Source organism: Micromonospora sp. NPDC049836 (genome assembly GCF_044465125.1).
GTDB lineage: Bacteria > Actinomycetota > Actinomycetes > Mycobacteriales > Micromonosporaceae > Micromonospora.
In genome coordinates this window covers 260739-274381 of sequence record NZ_JBITLH010000001.1, presented here as the reverse complement: position 1 = coordinate 274381, position 13643 = coordinate 260739, and the positions used below count along the sequence as shown (strand labels likewise).

12 protein-coding genes are annotated in these 13643 nt (G+C 73.7%); 6 read left to right on the top strand and 6 right to left on the bottom strand.

What is annotated here, in order from left to right; translation table 11 throughout:
• Positions 1-65: 65 nt before the first annotated feature.
• A complete protein-coding gene (locus ACIBPB_RS01270; RefSeq protein ID WP_396837653.1) occupies positions 66-1493 on the bottom strand; it encodes a UDP-glucose dehydrogenase family protein in 1428 nt (475 codons plus the stop codon).
• Between the two features lie 246 nt (positions 1494-1739).
• On the opposite strand from ACIBPB_RS01270, the gene ACIBPB_RS01265 reads away from it, so the two are divergent.
• On the top strand, positions 1740-2903 hold the full coding sequence (locus ACIBPB_RS01265; protein ID WP_396837652.1) for an acyl-CoA dehydrogenase family protein: 1164 nt from the start codon (positions 1740-1742) through the stop codon (positions 2901-2903).
• A gap of 49 nt (positions 2904-2952) precedes the next feature.
• On the opposite strand, the gene ACIBPB_RS01260 is transcribed toward ACIBPB_RS01265, so the two are convergent.
• Entirely contained in the window at positions 2953-3606 is a 654-nt protein-coding gene (locus ACIBPB_RS01260; protein ID WP_396837651.1) for a hypothetical protein, read from the bottom strand.
• A gap of 23 nt (positions 3607-3629) precedes the next feature.
• Between ACIBPB_RS01260 and ACIBPB_RS01255 the strand changes: the two genes are divergently transcribed.
• Positions 3630-4148, top strand: coding sequence for an acyl-CoA thioesterase (locus ACIBPB_RS01255; protein WP_357315765.1), 519 nt, complete (start codon positions 3630-3632; stop codon positions 4146-4148).
• Between the two features lie 208 nt (positions 4149-4356).
• Positions 4357-6345 (top strand): acetoacetate--CoA ligase, encoded by a 1989-nt coding sequence (locus ACIBPB_RS01250; protein WP_396837650.1) that lies wholly within the window; start codon positions 4357-4359, stop codon positions 6343-6345.
• A gap of 89 nt (positions 6346-6434) precedes the next feature.
• Here the strand turns inward: ACIBPB_RS01250 and ACIBPB_RS01245 are convergent, their stop codons facing one another.
• Positions 6435-7124 carry a TIGR03089 family protein gene (locus ACIBPB_RS01245; protein WP_396837649.1) on the bottom strand — a complete coding sequence of 230 codons (690 nt, stop codon included), beginning with the start codon at positions 7122-7124 and terminating at the stop codon, positions 6435-6437.
• A 150-nt stretch (positions 7125-7274) separates the two neighbouring features.
• On the opposite strand from ACIBPB_RS01245, the gene ACIBPB_RS01240 reads away from it, so the two are divergent.
• Positions 7275-8420, top strand: a complete 1146-nt coding sequence (locus ACIBPB_RS01240) for a glycosyltransferase family 4 protein (protein WP_396837648.1) — start codon at positions 7275-7277, stop codon at positions 8418-8420.
• A 65-nt stretch (positions 8421-8485) separates the two neighbouring features.
• Positions 8486-9577, top strand: coding sequence for a mannose-1-phosphate guanylyltransferase (locus ACIBPB_RS01235; protein WP_396837647.1), 1092 nt, complete (start codon positions 8486-8488; stop codon positions 9575-9577).
• Between the two features lie 3 nt (positions 9578-9580).
• On the opposite strand, the gene ACIBPB_RS01230 is transcribed toward ACIBPB_RS01235, so the two are convergent.
• The gene (locus tag ACIBPB_RS01230) at positions 9581-10156 is read right to left on the bottom strand and encodes an NUDIX hydrolase (RefSeq protein WP_396837646.1); all 576 of its coding nucleotides are present in this window, start codon (positions 10154-10156) and stop codon (positions 9581-9583) included.
• Positions 10157-10466: 310 nt separating this feature from the next.
• Here ACIBPB_RS01230 and ACIBPB_RS01225 point away from each other — a divergent pair, with 310 nt between their 5' ends.
• Complete coding sequence (locus ACIBPB_RS01225) at positions 10467-11462, top strand: ArsR/SmtB family transcription factor (protein WP_396837645.1); 996 nt, start codon at positions 10467-10469, stop codon at positions 11460-11462.
• 124 nt (positions 11463-11586) lie between these two features.
• Here ACIBPB_RS01225 and ACIBPB_RS01220 read toward each other — a convergent pair whose 3' ends face one another.
• Together ACIBPB_RS01220 and cofD are read right to left on the bottom strand one after the other, a co-directional pair.
• Complete coding sequence (locus tag ACIBPB_RS01220) at positions 11587-12675, bottom strand: coenzyme F420-0:L-glutamate ligase (RefSeq protein WP_396837644.1); 1089 nt, start codon at positions 12673-12675, stop codon at positions 11587-11589.
• Positions 12672-13619, bottom strand: a complete 948-nt coding sequence (cofD, locus tag ACIBPB_RS01215; protein ID WP_357315742.1) for a 2-phospho-L-lactate transferase — start codon at positions 13617-13619, stop codon at positions 12672-12674. The genes ACIBPB_RS01220 and cofD overlap by 4 nt, the downstream gene beginning before the upstream one ends.
• Positions 13620-13643: the final 24 nt, after the last annotated feature.

Here is a 13643-nt window from a genome sequence, read left to right as displayed (position 1 = left end):
CGCGTTCGGGAGACAAAAAGACGCCGGCCGTGGCGCGGGTCCACGGCCGGCGTCGGGCGACGCGGTCAGGGGCGGCCCATGCCCCGGTACTCCCAGCCGGCCTGGGTCCACAGTGTCGAGTCGAGGCAGTTGCGGGCGTCGACCACCTTGCGGCCGTTGACCAGCTCGCCGAGGGCGACCGGGTCGGCGTTGCGGAAGTCGGCCCACTCGGTGAGCACGCAGACCAGGTCGGCCTCGTGGACCGCGTCGGTCATGCTCGTCTCGTACGCCAGCTCGGGCACCGCCCGGCGGGCGTTCTCCAGGCCCTGCGGGTCGAACACGTGCACCTCGGCGCCGGCCTTGTGCAGCAGCGAGGCGACCGCGAGCGCCGGGGCGTCCCGGACGTCGTCGGTGTTCGGCTTGAAGGTGGCGCCGAGCACGGCGATCCGGGTGCCGGAGAGGTCCGGGCCGGCCGGGCCGGAGCGGCGGCCGAGCAGCTCGGCGGCGAGCTGGAGCACCCGGCTCCGCCGGCGCAGGTTGATCAGGTCGACCTCGTGCAGGAAGCGCAGCGCCTCGCCGGCGCCCAGCTCCTGGGCGCGGGCCTGGAACGCGCGGATGTCCTTGGGCAGGCAGGCGCCGCCGAAGCCGAGGCCGGCCTGGAGGAAGCGGTTGCCGATCCGGGGGTCGTAGCCGATCGAGCGGGCCAGTTGGGTGACGTCACCGCCGGCGGCCTCGCAGACCTCGGCCATCGCGTTGATGAAGGAGATCTTGGTGGCCAGGAAGGCGTTCGCGGCGACCTTGACCAGCTCGGCGGTGGCGAAGTCGGTGACCACCAGCGGGACCTCGCGGTCCTCGGTGGCGGCGAGGTCGAAGACGCCCTTGTGCGCGGCGTAGAGCATCCCGTTGGCCCACTCGCTCTTGACCCCGACCACGATCCGGTTGGGGCGCAGCACGTCGTCGACGGCGAAGCCCTCCTGGAGGAACTCGGGGCTCCAGGCCACCTCGACGCCCAGGTCAACCGGGGTGTGCTTGCCGACGAGCTGTTCCACCCACTCGGCGGTGCCGACCGGGACGGTCGACTTGCCCACGATCAGCGCCTTGCGGGTCAGGTGCTGGGCGAGGTTGGTCACCGACGCCTCGACGTAGGAGAGGTCGGCGCCCATGCCGTCGGCCCGCTGGGGGGTGCCCACGCAGATGAAGTGCACGTCGCCGAAGTCGGCGGTCTCCTGGATGTCGGTGCTGAACCGCAGCCGGCCGGCGGCCAGGTTGCGCCGCAGCAGCTCGTCCAGGCCGGGCTCGTGGATCGGCACCTCACCGGCGTTCAGCTTGGCGATCTTGTCAGCGTCGACGTCGAAGCCGAGCACCTCGTAGCCCAGTTCGGCGTAGCAGATCGCGTACGTCGCACCGAGGTACCCGGTGCCCAGGAACGTGACCCGGGGCCGGGCCGCACCCGAGGGCGGGGTCACCGCGGCGATGGCCGGTACCGGCTGGGTGTTCGGGTACGGAATCGTCACGCCTGTCTCTCCGCTCGCACTGGCGGCGCTTCGTTGCGTCGCGATCGGCTGGGCGCCACGCCCGGGCACCGAGGGGTCGTCTGTCTTCGGGTGAGGGTAGTTGTGCCGTCTCGGCGCCTGTCGTGCGCGAGCCTACCCGCCGGTAAGGTCCGGCTGAACCCTGGTCGCTATCCTTCAGTCTGCGGCAGTCGGCGGCCTCGGGGCGTCACAGACTGCGCATTTTAGCGGTGAAGGGGAGGGGCCGACATGGCCGCAGAGCAGTCGTTCGACGTTTACCGGTTGCCGGAGGAGCACGAGGCGGTCCGGGAGGCGGTCCGTGAGGTCTGTGCGGCGAAGGTCGCCCCGCACGCCGCCGAGGCGGACGAGACCGCTGAGTTCCCGAAGGCGTCCTACGACGCGCTGCGGGCAGCCGACTTCCACGCCCCGCACATCCCCGTCGAGTACGGCGGCGCCGGCGCGGACGCGCTGGCCACCGCCATCGTGATCGAGGAGGTCGCCCGGGCCTGCGCCTCGTCCTCGCTGATCCCGGCGGTGAACAAGCTGGGCACCATGCCGCTGCTGCTGGCCGGCTCGGAGGAGCTCAAGCGGAAGTACCTCACCCCGGTCGCCGCGGGTGACGCGATGTTCTCGTACTGCCTCTCCGAGCCGGAGGCGGGCAGCGACGCCGCCTCGATGACCACCAAGGCGGTCCGGGACGGCGACCACTGGGTGCTCAACGGCGTGAAGCGGTGGATCACCAACGCGGGCGTCTCGGAGTACTACACGGTCTTCGCGGTGACCGATCCCACAGCCCGTTCCCGGGGCATCTCGGCCTTCGTGGTGGAGAAGTCGGACGCCGGGGTGAGCTTCGGCGCGCCGGAGAAGAAGCTCGGCATCAAGGGCTCGCCGACCCGCGAGGTCTACTTCGACAACGTGCGGATCCCGGCGGACCGGATGATCGGTGCCGAGGGCACCGGTTTCGCCACCGCGATGCGGACCCTGGACCACACCCGGGTGACCATCGCCGCCCAGGCGCTCGGGATCGCCCAGGGCGCGCTGGACTATGCCAAGGGCTACGTCCAGGAGCGCAAGCAGTTCGGCAAGCCGGTCGCGGACTTCCAGGGCATCCAGTTCATGCTCGCCGACATGGGCATGAAGCTGGAGGCGGCCCGCCAGCTCACCTACGCCGCCGCCGGCAAGTCGGAGCGGGGCGACGCCGACCTGACCTACTTCGGTGCGGCCGCGAAGTGTTTCGCCTCGGACGCCGCCATGGAGATCACCACCGACGCCGTGCAGTTGCTCGGTGGCTACGGCTACACCCGCGACTACCCGGTCGAGCGGATGATGCGGGACGCCAAGATCACCCAGATCTACGAGGGCACCAACCAGGTGCAGCGCATCGTCATGGCCCGCCAGCTGCTCAAGGGCTGACCCGGCAGGTCGGGCGGGCGGGCCGGGGTGCCGGCCCGCCCGCGGGCGTTCAGCGGAACTCGGTGGTGCCCTCCGGTCGGCTCGCGGGGCGCGGGGGCGCGGACCACGGCGACTCGCCGCCGGTGCGGCGGGGCAGGGGTTCGGTGGGGGTCTCGGGATAGCCCAGGGTCAGCGGGGCGGTGTCCTTGGTCGCGTCGGACGGCGGCCAGTCGCCGAGCGAGGGGCTGGGCTCGGCCGGCTTGGCGGCCGGGGTCAGCTCCGCCTCGGCCGTGGGCTGGTCGGGCCACCGCCGCCAGCGCTGCACGCTGAACACGGCCATCAGCAGCAGCACGCCGATGAGGAACAGCGTGCCGTTCTCCAACGGCTGGCGCAGCGGCAGCGGGTCCCCGAGCATCTTCCAGTTCTGCGGGACCGCGTCACGCACGGTGAACGGCGCGACGAACATCCCGAGGTACGGGACGGCCAGCAGCAGCCCGGCCGTGAGCGGACCGAGCGGCGAGAAGCGCAGCGTGGCGAGCAGGCCGAGCAGGATGCCGGCGACGCCGAGGTAGACGGCCGGCTCGATCAGGTTGGGTGTGCTGTACGTACCGAGTTCCACCCAGCGGTGGACGGTGCGTCCTGATCCGTCCTGACCGAGGGTGACGAGCACCCAGGTGACGGGCGCCACCACCAACCCGGCGAGGAAGCTCCAGAGATGTCGCATCCGCGCACCGTACCGTTTCCGCCATGACAGATCACCCCTCCACCGTGCCGGCGGGCAAGCCGACCTCGTACTCCCGGGTAACGCTCAGCCGGATCATGACTGCCGTCGATGTCAATCTGTACGGGACCGTGCACGGTGGGGTACTGATGAAGTTCGTCGACGACGTCGCCGGGGCGGCCGCCGCCCGGCACAGCGGGGGCACCGCGGTCACCGCGTCGATCGACGAGATCGTCTTCTCCGAGCCGGTCCGGGTGGGCGACCTGGTGCACGCGCACGCCCAGGTCAACTGGACCGGGCACACCTCGATGGAGATCGGGGTGAAGGTGGTCGCCGAGCGCTGGGACTCGGCCGAGGACGAGCCGGTGCGGGTGGCCACCGCGTACCTGGTCTTCGTGGGGGTGGACGTGGGCGGCGCGCCCCGCCCGGTGCGGCCGGTGCTGCCGGAGACGGCGGAGGACGAGCGGCGCTACCGGGAGGCGGAGATCCGCCGCGCCCACCGGCTCGCCCGCCGGCGTGCGATCCAGGCGCACCGCGCCGGCTGAGGGGAGAGGCGGCGGCCCTCACGCAACGCCTCCTCGGGGCAGGGGGCACCCGCTCAACGGGCGGACCCACACCCGTAGGCACCGCGGGGTGTGTCCCGGCCACGCCCCGTCGGCGCCACCCGGTGCGGACAATGGCCAGGCGGGGTAGGGCAAGATTGCGCCAGGCCCAGGCACAGTGTGGTGACGGGCCTCAGGGAGGGTGGGATCAGTGGGTGACGTGCTGTGGACGCCGCCGGCCGACGTGCGTGAGCGGTCCCGGATCGGTGACTACCTGCGCTGGCTGGCGGCGCACCGGGGCCTCGAGTTCGCCGACTACGACGCGTTGTGGCGCTGGTCGGTGACCGACCTGGACGCCTTCTGGCGCTCGATCTGGGACTACTTCGAGGTGATCGCGCACACCCCGCCGACGGCGACCCTGGCCGACCGGGCCATGCCCGGCGCCCGGTGGTTCCCCGGCGCCACCCTCAACTACGCCGAGAACGTGCTGCGGATGCCCGGCCGGGGCGACGACGACCCGGTGGTGGTCGCGCACGGGCAGACCCGGGCGCCCGAGACACTGACCGCCGCCGAGCTGCGCGAGCAGGTCCGCCGGGTGGCGGCCGGGCTGCGCCGGCTCGGCGTCGGCCGCGGCGACCGGGTGGCCGCGTACGCGCCGAACATCCCGGAGACGTTCGTGCTGCTGCTGGCCACCGCCAGCCTGGGCGCGATCTTCTCCTCCTGCGCGCCCGAGTTCGGCACCCGCAGCGTCACCGACCGCTGGCAGCAGATCGAGCCGAAGGTCCTCATGGCCGTCGACGGCTACCGGTACGGCGACAAGCCCGTCGACCGGCGCGGCGAGGTGGCCGCGATCCGGGCCGCGCTGCCGTCGCTGGAGCACACCGTCGACATCGCCTACCTGGACCCGGCCGGGTCGCCGCCGGCGGGCGCGCTGAGCTGGGCCGAGCTGGCGGCGGCGACCGACGAGCCGCTGACCTTCACGCCGGTGCCCTTCGACCACCCGCTCTACGTGCTCTACTCCTCCGGCACCACCGGCCTGCCGAAGCCGATCGTGCACGGCCACGGGGGCATCCTGCTGGAGCACCTGAAGATGCTGGCCCTGCAGCACGACCTGGGCCCGGCGGACCGGTTCTTCTGGTTCACCACCACCGGCTGGATGATGTGGAACTTCCTGGTCTCCGGCCCGGCGGTGGGCGCGACGATCGTGCTCTTCGACGGCAACCCCGGCCACCCGGACCTGGGCGCGCTGTGGCGGCTGGCCGCGACGACCGGCACCACCTATTTCGGCACGTCCGCGCCGTTCCTGCTGGCCTGCCGCAAGGCCGGCCTGGTGCCGCGCGAGATCGCCGACCTCGGCGCGCTGCGCGGCCTCGGCTCGACCGGCGCACCGCTGCCCGCCGAGGGCTTCACCTGGGTGTACGAGAACGTCGGTGACCACCTCCAGCTCCAGTCGCTCTCCGGCGGCACCGACGTCTGCACCGGCTTCGTCGGTGGGGTGCCGCTGCTGCCGGTGCACGCCGGCGAGATCACCTGCCGGGCGCTCGGCGCGAAGGTGGAGGCCCGCTCGGGCGACGGCAGCCCGGTCATCGGCCAGCTCGGCGAGCTGGTGATCACCGAGCCGATGCCGAGCATGCCGGTGGGGTTCTGGAACGACACCGACGGCTCCCGCTACCGCGAGGCGTACTTCGAGGTCTATCCGGGGGTCTGGCGGCACGGCGACTGGATCACCATCAACGAGCGCGGCGGCTGCGTGATCACCGGCCGCTCCGACGCCACCCTGAACCGGGGCGGCGTGCGGCTCGGCACCGCCGAGTTCTACTCGGTGGTGGAAGGGCTGGACGAGGTGGTCGACTCGGTGGTCGTGCACCTGGAGGACGACGAGGGCGGCGCCGGCGAGCTGCTGCTCTTCGTGGTGCTCGCGGAAGGGCTGGAGCTCGACGACGCGCTGCGCCGCACGATCTGCCGCGAGCTGCGGACCGCGCTGTCGCCCCGGCACGTGCCCGACGAGATCCACCAGGTCCGCGCGGTCCCGCGCACCCTCTCGGCGAAGAAGCTGGAGGTCCCGGTCAAGAAGATCCTGACCGGCACCCCGGTCGACCGCGCCGCCGCCAAGGGCGCCCTGGCCAACCCGGATTCCCTGACGGCCTTCGCCGCCTTCGCCCAACGCCGCGCCCCCACCGACCACGCCACCCCGGCCTGACCCTCCCGGCCCTGCCGATCATGGAGTTGTGGCACCTCACCAGGGGGGCGTAACGCCTCCTTCCGGGCGCCACAACTCCATGATCGACGCTAGGTGACGGTGCGGGTGATCTTTTCCGCGGCGGTGCGGGAGTCCAGGCGGGACGGGTCGAGGTGGGCGCAGGCCACCAGGGTGGCGTTGGCGGTGAGGGGGGCCAGCAGCCAGTCGACCGGGTCGGGGTGCTGGTCGGTGTCGATCAACACCCGGTCGCCGGGGGTCAGGCAGAGCTCCGCGGCCCGGGCCTGCGCGCGGGCCAGCAGCTCCGCGTCCCCCGATCCCCCCTGGGGGTACGGGGTGAAGTGGTCGCCGTGGCCGCGTACCGACGACACGAAGTCGGTGAAGCCGGCCGGCACCTGCCGCAGCGGCAGGGCGAACGGGTCGAGGGGGAGCGCGTACCGCTCGCCGGCCGACCACTGCGCCGCCTCGGCGGCCCGCCCGGCGGCGGCGAAGAGGACGTCCACGTCGCCCGGGGCGTCCACCACGGCCAGCTTCGCCGACCAGCAGCCGAGCAGCACGGCGGCGGTCTGCCAGTGCGGCGGCAGCAGCACGGCGGCCGTGTCACCGGGCGCGAGGCCGACCTCGTCGACGAGCAGGTTCGCCGTCTTGGCGGCCCAGTTCGCCAGGGTCGCGCCGGACAGTTCGGTGCGCTCGCCGGTGGCGTCGTCGTACCAGGTCAGGAGGGGGCGGGTGGGGTCGGTCGCGATCGCGTCGGCGAACACCCGGGCAATGTTGTCGGCCATCGGCGCGAACGATACGCGCCGGTGGCCCGTACTCGATGACAAGGACAAGTCGGCGTACCGTCGGGTCGCGGTCACCGCCGGGACCCAGGCCCGGCGTAGGCTTGCCGACAGTGTTGTTCCCCACAACTGGACTTGCTGAGGAGTCGCCCAGTGACCGCCGGTCGCCCGCCCCGCGTGCTCATCGACGCCACGAGTGTCCCCGCCGACCGTGGCGGCGTCGGTAGATACGTCGACGGCCTGCTCGGCGCCCTCGGCCGGGTCTGCGGCTCCGCCGTCGACCTGGTGGTGGTGAGCCTCCGCACCGATCTGGAGCGGTACACCCGGATGCTGCCGGCGGCCGAGGTGATCCCTGCGCCGGCGGCGGTGGCGCACCGCCCGGCGCGGCTCGCCTGGGAGCAGACCGGCCTGCCGCTGCTGGCCCAGCAGGTGGGCGCCGAGGTGCTGCACTCGCCCTTCTACACCTGCCCGCTGCGGGCCGGCTGCCCGGTCACGGTCACCGTGCACGATGCGACCTTCTTCACCGAGCCGGAGCACTACGACAAGTCCCGCCGGACGTTCTTCCGCAGCGCGATCAAGACCTCGTTGCGTCGCGCCGAGCGGGTGATCGTGCCGAGCAAGGCCACCCGCGACGAGCTGATCCGCCTGCTGGACGCCGACCCGACCCGGATCGACGTGGCCTACCACGGGGTCGACCAGGCCGCCTTCCACGCCCCGAGCGAGGAGGAGAAGGCCCGGGTCCGGGCCCGCCTCGGGCTGGGCAGCAGCAGCTACGTGGCCTTCCTCGGGGCCAAGGAGCCGCGCAAGAACGTGCCCAACCTGATCCGCGGCTGGGCCCGCGCCGTGGCCGACCGGGACGACCCGCCGGCCCTGGTGCTCGCCGGTGGCCAGGGGCACGACGACGACATCGACCGGGCGGTGGCCGAGGTCCCGTCCCACCTGCGGCTGCTGCGTCCGGGCTACCTCCGCTACGCCGACCTGCCCGGCTTCCTCGGCGGTGCCCTGGTCGCCGCCTACCCGTCGTACGGCGAGGGTTTCGGCCTGCCCATCCTGGAGGCGATGGCGTGCGCCGCGCCGGTGCTGACCACGCCGCGGCTCTCGCTGCCCGAGGTGGGTGGCGACGCGGTGGCGTACACCAGCGAGGACCCGGACCAGATCGCCACCGATCTGGGCGCCCTGCTCGACGACGAGCAGCGCCGGCTCGCCCTGGCCAAGGCCGGTTTCGACCGGGCCAAGGAGTTCACCTGGGAGTCCAGCGCCGAGGTGCACACCGCCGCCTGGAGCCGGGCCCGGTCCTGACCGTCCCGGCCCCCGGTGGGCGCGAGCGCCCCTGACCGCGCGCCCGCTTCGGGCATGATGTGCTGATGTTCTACGCCGTGATCCCGGCGGGTGGCAGTGGCACGAGGTTGTGGCCGTTGTCCCGTGCCGGCCATCCCAAGTTCCTCCACCCGCTGACCGGTACGCCCGCCTCGCTGCTGCAGGCGACGGTGGACCGGTTGTCGCCGTTGACCACGCCGGAGCGCACACTGGTGGTCACCGGGGCCGCGCACGTCGCGGCGGTGGCCCGGCAACTGGCTGGCCTGCCCGAGGAGAACATCCTGGTCGAGCCCTCACCGCGGGACTCCTGCGCGGCCATCGCGCTGGCCGCCGCGGTGATCGCGGAGCGTGACCCGGCGGCGGTGATGGGCTCGTTCGCCGCCGACCACCTGATCGGCGACCCGGCCCGGCTGGCCGAGGTGGTACGCCAGGCCATCGGCGGGGCCGAGCAGGGGCTGCTGATGACCGTGGGCATCACCCCGACCCGGCCCGAGACCGGCTACGGCTACCTGGAGACCGGGGATCCGGTGGGCGACGGCCCGCAGCGCCCGGTGACCGAGTTCAAGGAGAAGCCGGCCGCCGAGGTGGCCGAGGGCTACGTCCGCTCCGGTCGGCACCTCTGGAACGCCAGCATGTTCGTCTGGCGGGTGGACGTCTTCCTGGCCGAACTGGCCCGGCAGCAGCCGGCCATGCACGCCGGGATCACCGCCATCGCGGCGGCATGGGGCAGCCCGGAACAGGACGACGTGCTGGGCACCGTCTGGCCGACCCTGCCCAAGATCTCCGTCGACTACGCGGTGATGGAGGGCGCGGCGACCGCCGGCCGGGTGGCGACCGTCCCCGGCGACTTCGGCTGGAACGACGTCGGTGACTTCCACACCCTCGGCGAGGTGCTGCCCGCCGACGCCGACGGCAACGTGGTGCTCGGCAGCGACGCCAAGCCGGGTGTGCTGCTGCACGACACCACCGGCAGCGTGGTGGTCCCGCAGTCCGGCCGGCTGGTGGCCGCGGTCGGGGTGCACGACCTGATCGTGGTGGACACCCCGGACGCCGTGCTGGTCTGCCCGCGCGACCGCGCGCAGGACGTGAAGAAGCTGGTCGACGAGTTGAAGGAGCGCGGCGAGGAGGGCCTGCTCTGACGGTCAGCCGGCGGTGCGGCGGGCCAGCGTGGCCAGGGCCGGCGCGATCAGTTGGACGGTCCCGTCGGCCAGCGGCTCGGGCAGCCGGTCCGGCGGGAACCAGCCCAGCGCCGCGCTTTCGGCGCTGACCCGCTCGGCCGCGCCGGCCGGGGCGAACACGGCGAACCGGACGTCGTAGTGCAGCGAGCCGCCCTGGCAGGCGACCGGGTGGATGTCCACGTCGATCGGCTCCGGGTCGATCGTCAGCCCGGCGATCCCGGACTCCTCGGTCGCCTCGCGCAGCGCGGCAGCCACCAGCGTCGGGTCGCCGGGCTCGCAGTGCCCGCCGAGCTGCACCCACTTGTGGAACCTGCCGTGCAGGCAGAGCAGCACCCGCTCGCCGGTGGCGTCGAGCACCAGCGCGCTGGCGGTCACGTGCCCGGGCCGGTGCGCGCGGCTCAGCGCCACCGGCCCGGCGGCCAGCAGCTCCAGGGTGCGGTCCCGGTTGGTGGCGGCGGCCGGGCTGGTCGCCGTCCAGCGGCTCAGCAGCGCGGTGGCGTCGGCGTGCAGGTCGGCGTACGTCCCCAGGTCGGTGTGCACGCCGACACTCTACGAGCGTCCGCTCCCTACCCGGGCCGGTGACCCGGCGACCGGTGGAGTGGGCCGGACACGGAACGACCGGGTGGCACCTCCGCGGAGTGTCTCCGCGGACCCTCGTGCTGCCGCCCGGTCGCCCGCCCCACCCCCGAACGCCGGTACCGCCTGGTCCGACGGGCACCAGCAGTCTGCCCAGCCGGCCGGGCCGCCGTCGAGGTCTTTCAGTCCACGCTTAAAGATGGAGATTACTGCCGACGGTAGAGTGCGGGGTGAAGGTAAGGGCTTTCCCTCCGCCCGCCTTCGGGAGTGCTCCATGCTGAAGATCTTCTTCTCGAGCGAGGACATCCTGCGGACCAGGGTCGCCCCTGCCCCGGATCCGATGTGGGAGCTGGTCCTCAGCCTGCACCTGCTCCAGGGCCGGGAGCGCCAGCCGCTGCTGCTGGAGTGGCGCCGCTCGGTGGCCCGTGCGCTACGGGCGGAGACCGCGGCCGAGCAGTTCCGCCTGCTGCTCGCGCTCAACCCGCCACGCGGCTACTTTCCCGACTTCCTCACCCCGTACGCCAGCCGGGAAGGCTTCGAGGCAGGGCTGGAAGCGGTCCGGGGCACCCCGATCGACCTGCTGCGCCGTGACCTGACCGTGCTGGCGGAGGAGAACGAGCTGCCCACCTCGGCGGCGGCGCTGGCCCGTGGCGAGCCGGAGATCATGACCCATCTCACCAGCTCGATGACGCGCTACCGGAGCGTGGCCATCGCCCCGTACTGGCCCCGGATCCAGGCCGCCGTCGAGGCCGACCGGGCGCGGCGGGCCCGGGCGATGCTCGACGGCGGGCCGGAAGGGCTGCTGGCCAGCCTGCGGCCCGGCATGCGGTGGGCCGACGGCGTGCTCGAGGTGGTCGACTACCCGGACAGCCGCGAGCTGCACCTGGACGGTCGGGGGCTGATGCTGGTGCCGGCCTTCTTCTGCGCCCGGACCCCGGTGGCGCTGCTCGACCCGGCGCTGCCGCCGGTGCTGGTCTATCCGGTGGACCGGCTCGGCGGGCTGGCGGTCGGCGCCGGTGCCGCCGCCGAGCCGGACGGCGGCCGGGAGGCCCTCGCCGCCCTGCTCGGCCGGACCCGGGCCGCCGTGCTGGCCGCGTCGGACGACGGGTGCACCACCGGCGAGCTGGCCCGTCGGCTGTCCATCTCGGCGGCGGCGGCCAGCCAGCACGCCACGGTGCTGCGCAACGCCGGCCTGCTGGTCAGCCACCGGGACCGCAACACGGTGCTGCACACCCTGACCCCGCTGGGCCGGGCCGTCCTCGACGCCTGACCCGCCGAGGCCCCGGTCAGACGGCCAGCGCGGCGCCGGCAGCAGGCCCCGGTCAGACGACCAGCGCGGCGCCGGCAGCAGGCCCGGGTCAGACGGCCAGCGCGGCGCCGGCAACAGGGCCGGGTCAGACGGCCAGCGCGGCGCCGGCGGTGGTGGCGGGCGGTGGCGGCAGCAGCGCCGAGGGGACCCCTTCGGCGGCCAGCGCGGTCCGCAGCCGTTGCAGGTCGGCGCCGAAGCGCACCAGGTCCGCCGCGTCGACCGGGGTGGGCGGGGCGCCCAGCACCAGCCCGGTGGCGTGGGCCGGCCAGCCGGGCACGGTGGCGACCAGTCCGGCGCGTACCGCCTCGTCGGTGACGTGGGTGAGCACCGTGCCGGGCGCGAGCACCCCGGCCACCGCGGCGATCGCCCGGTCCACGGCGGCCGGGTCGGCCGGCGTCGGGCCGGGGCCGTCGGCCAGCGTGGCGGCCTCGCGCAGACCGGCGGCCCGTGCCTCGGCCGTGCCGAGCGAGAAGAGGTCCAGCTCGGCGTCGCGGACCAACGCCCGGGCGCCCGCGCTGTCGTCGTCCCGCCCCACGCCCAGGTAGCCGCGGACCACCGCCACCGGCACCTGGTCGCACTTGCCCTTGATCAGCTCGCCGGCACCGGCCAGCTCGTCCACCACCGCCATCTGGGTGAGCTGGAGCTCGTTGCCGTACGGGTCGATCTCACCCCGGTGGTCGCGGATCGCCGGCATCCCGGCCACCCCGAGCGCCACGTCGGTGAGGCCGTTGCGCCACGGCCGGCCCATGGTGTCGCTGATGATCACCGCGACGTCCAGCCGGTAGCGGTCGCGCAGCGCGGCTCGCAGCGCCCGCGCGGACGCGTCGGGGTCCGCCGGCAGCAGCACCAGCCGGGTCTTGTCCACGTTCGAGGCGTCGATGCCGGCGGAAGCCATCACGAAGCCGTGGTGGGTCTGCACGATCCGGGTCGCGCCCCGGCTGGCCACCACCCGGGCCGTCTCCCCGGCCAGCACCTCGTCCCGGGCGGCGAGCCGCTCGGGCCCGTCCGCCGGCACGTCGACCAGCCGGCCCTCCGCCTTGGACACGATCTTGCTGGTCACCACCAGCACGTCCCCGTCGCGCAGCCACGGCGCCGCGGTGGCGATCAGCGCCGCCAGGTCGTCGCCCTCGGTCACGTCGCCGATGCCCAGCACCGGCAGGATCTCCAACCTCACACCAGCTCCAACGCGGCCCGGACCATCGTCGCCGTGGCCGCCTCGTCGGTCATCCGCAGCGGTGCCGAGCGTACGGTCACCGCCGGCACCAGTGTCCCCTCGTCCTCGGGCGCGACCAGCCAGCCGTCGAGCAGCCCGCCGGCCGACCGGCCAGCGTAGAGGCCGCCCACCCCGGCCGCGCTGCACTCGACGCCGAGCACGGCGAGGCAGCGGTCGGCCATCCCCCGCACCGGGGCACCGCCGATGATCGGGGAGACCCCGACCACGGGCGCCGGCCCGCCGGCCACCGCCTCCCGCAGCCCCGGCACCGCCAGGATCGGCGCGATGCTCACCACCGGGTTGCTCGGCGCGATCAGCACCACGTCGGCGGCCTCGAGCGCCGCCAGCACCCCGGGCGCGGGCTTCGCCGTCTCGGCCCCGACGAAGACGAAGCGGTGGGTCGGGATGTCCGCCCGGTAGCGCACCCACCACTCCTGGAAGTGGATCGCCCGCTGCCCCTGCTCGCCGTCGACCACCACGTGGGTCTCCAGCCGGTCGTCGGTGGCCGGCAGCAGGGCCAGGCCGGGCTCCCACCGGGTGGCCAGCGCCCGCGTCACCGCGGAGAGCGGATAGCCTGCGTTGAGCATGGTGGTGCGCACCAGGTGGGTGGCGATGTCCTTGTCGCCGAGGCCGAACCAGGTCGGCTCGGCGCCGTACGCGGCCAGCTCGGACTTGACCGTCCAGGTCTCGCCGACCCGGCCCCAGCCCCGCTCCGGGTCGGCGCCGCCGCCCAGCGTGTACATCACGCTGTCCAGGTCGGGGCAGACCTTCAACCCGTGCAGCAGCAGGTCGTCGCCGACGTTGACCACGGCGGTCACCTCGGCCCCCACCTCCCGGGCGTACGCCCGGACGCCGAGCAGGAAGCGGGCGCCCCCGATCCCGCCGGTCAGAACCACGATGCGCATGGTGTCCATCCTTCCGCACGCGCG

Coding starts and splice junctions, on each gene's coding strand:
- ACIBPB_RS01235 (WP_396837647.1), top strand. CDS start 8,486: ATGTTCTACGCCGTGATCCCGGCGGGTGGCAGTGGCACGAGGTTGTGG.
- ACIBPB_RS01245 (WP_396837649.1), bottom strand. CDS start 7,124: ATGGCCGACAACATTGCCCGGGTGTTCGCCGACGCGATCGCGACCGAC.
- ACIBPB_RS01225 (WP_396837645.1), top strand. CDS start 10,467: ATGCTGAAGATCTTCTTCTCGAGCGAGGACATCCTGCGGACCAGGGTC.
- cofD (WP_357315742.1), bottom strand. CDS start 13,619: ATGCGCATCGTGGTTCTGACCGGCGGGATCGGGGGCGCCCGCTTCCTG.
- ACIBPB_RS01255 (WP_357315765.1), top strand. CDS start 3,630: ATGACAGATCACCCCTCCACCGTGCCGGCGGGCAAGCCGACCTCGTAC.
- ACIBPB_RS01265 (WP_396837652.1), top strand. CDS start 1,740: ATGGCCGCAGAGCAGTCGTTCGACGTTTACCGGTTGCCGGAGGAGCAC.
- ACIBPB_RS01260 (WP_396837651.1), bottom strand. CDS start 3,606: ATGCGACATCTCTGGAGCTTCCTCGCCGGGTTGGTGGTGGCGCCCGTC.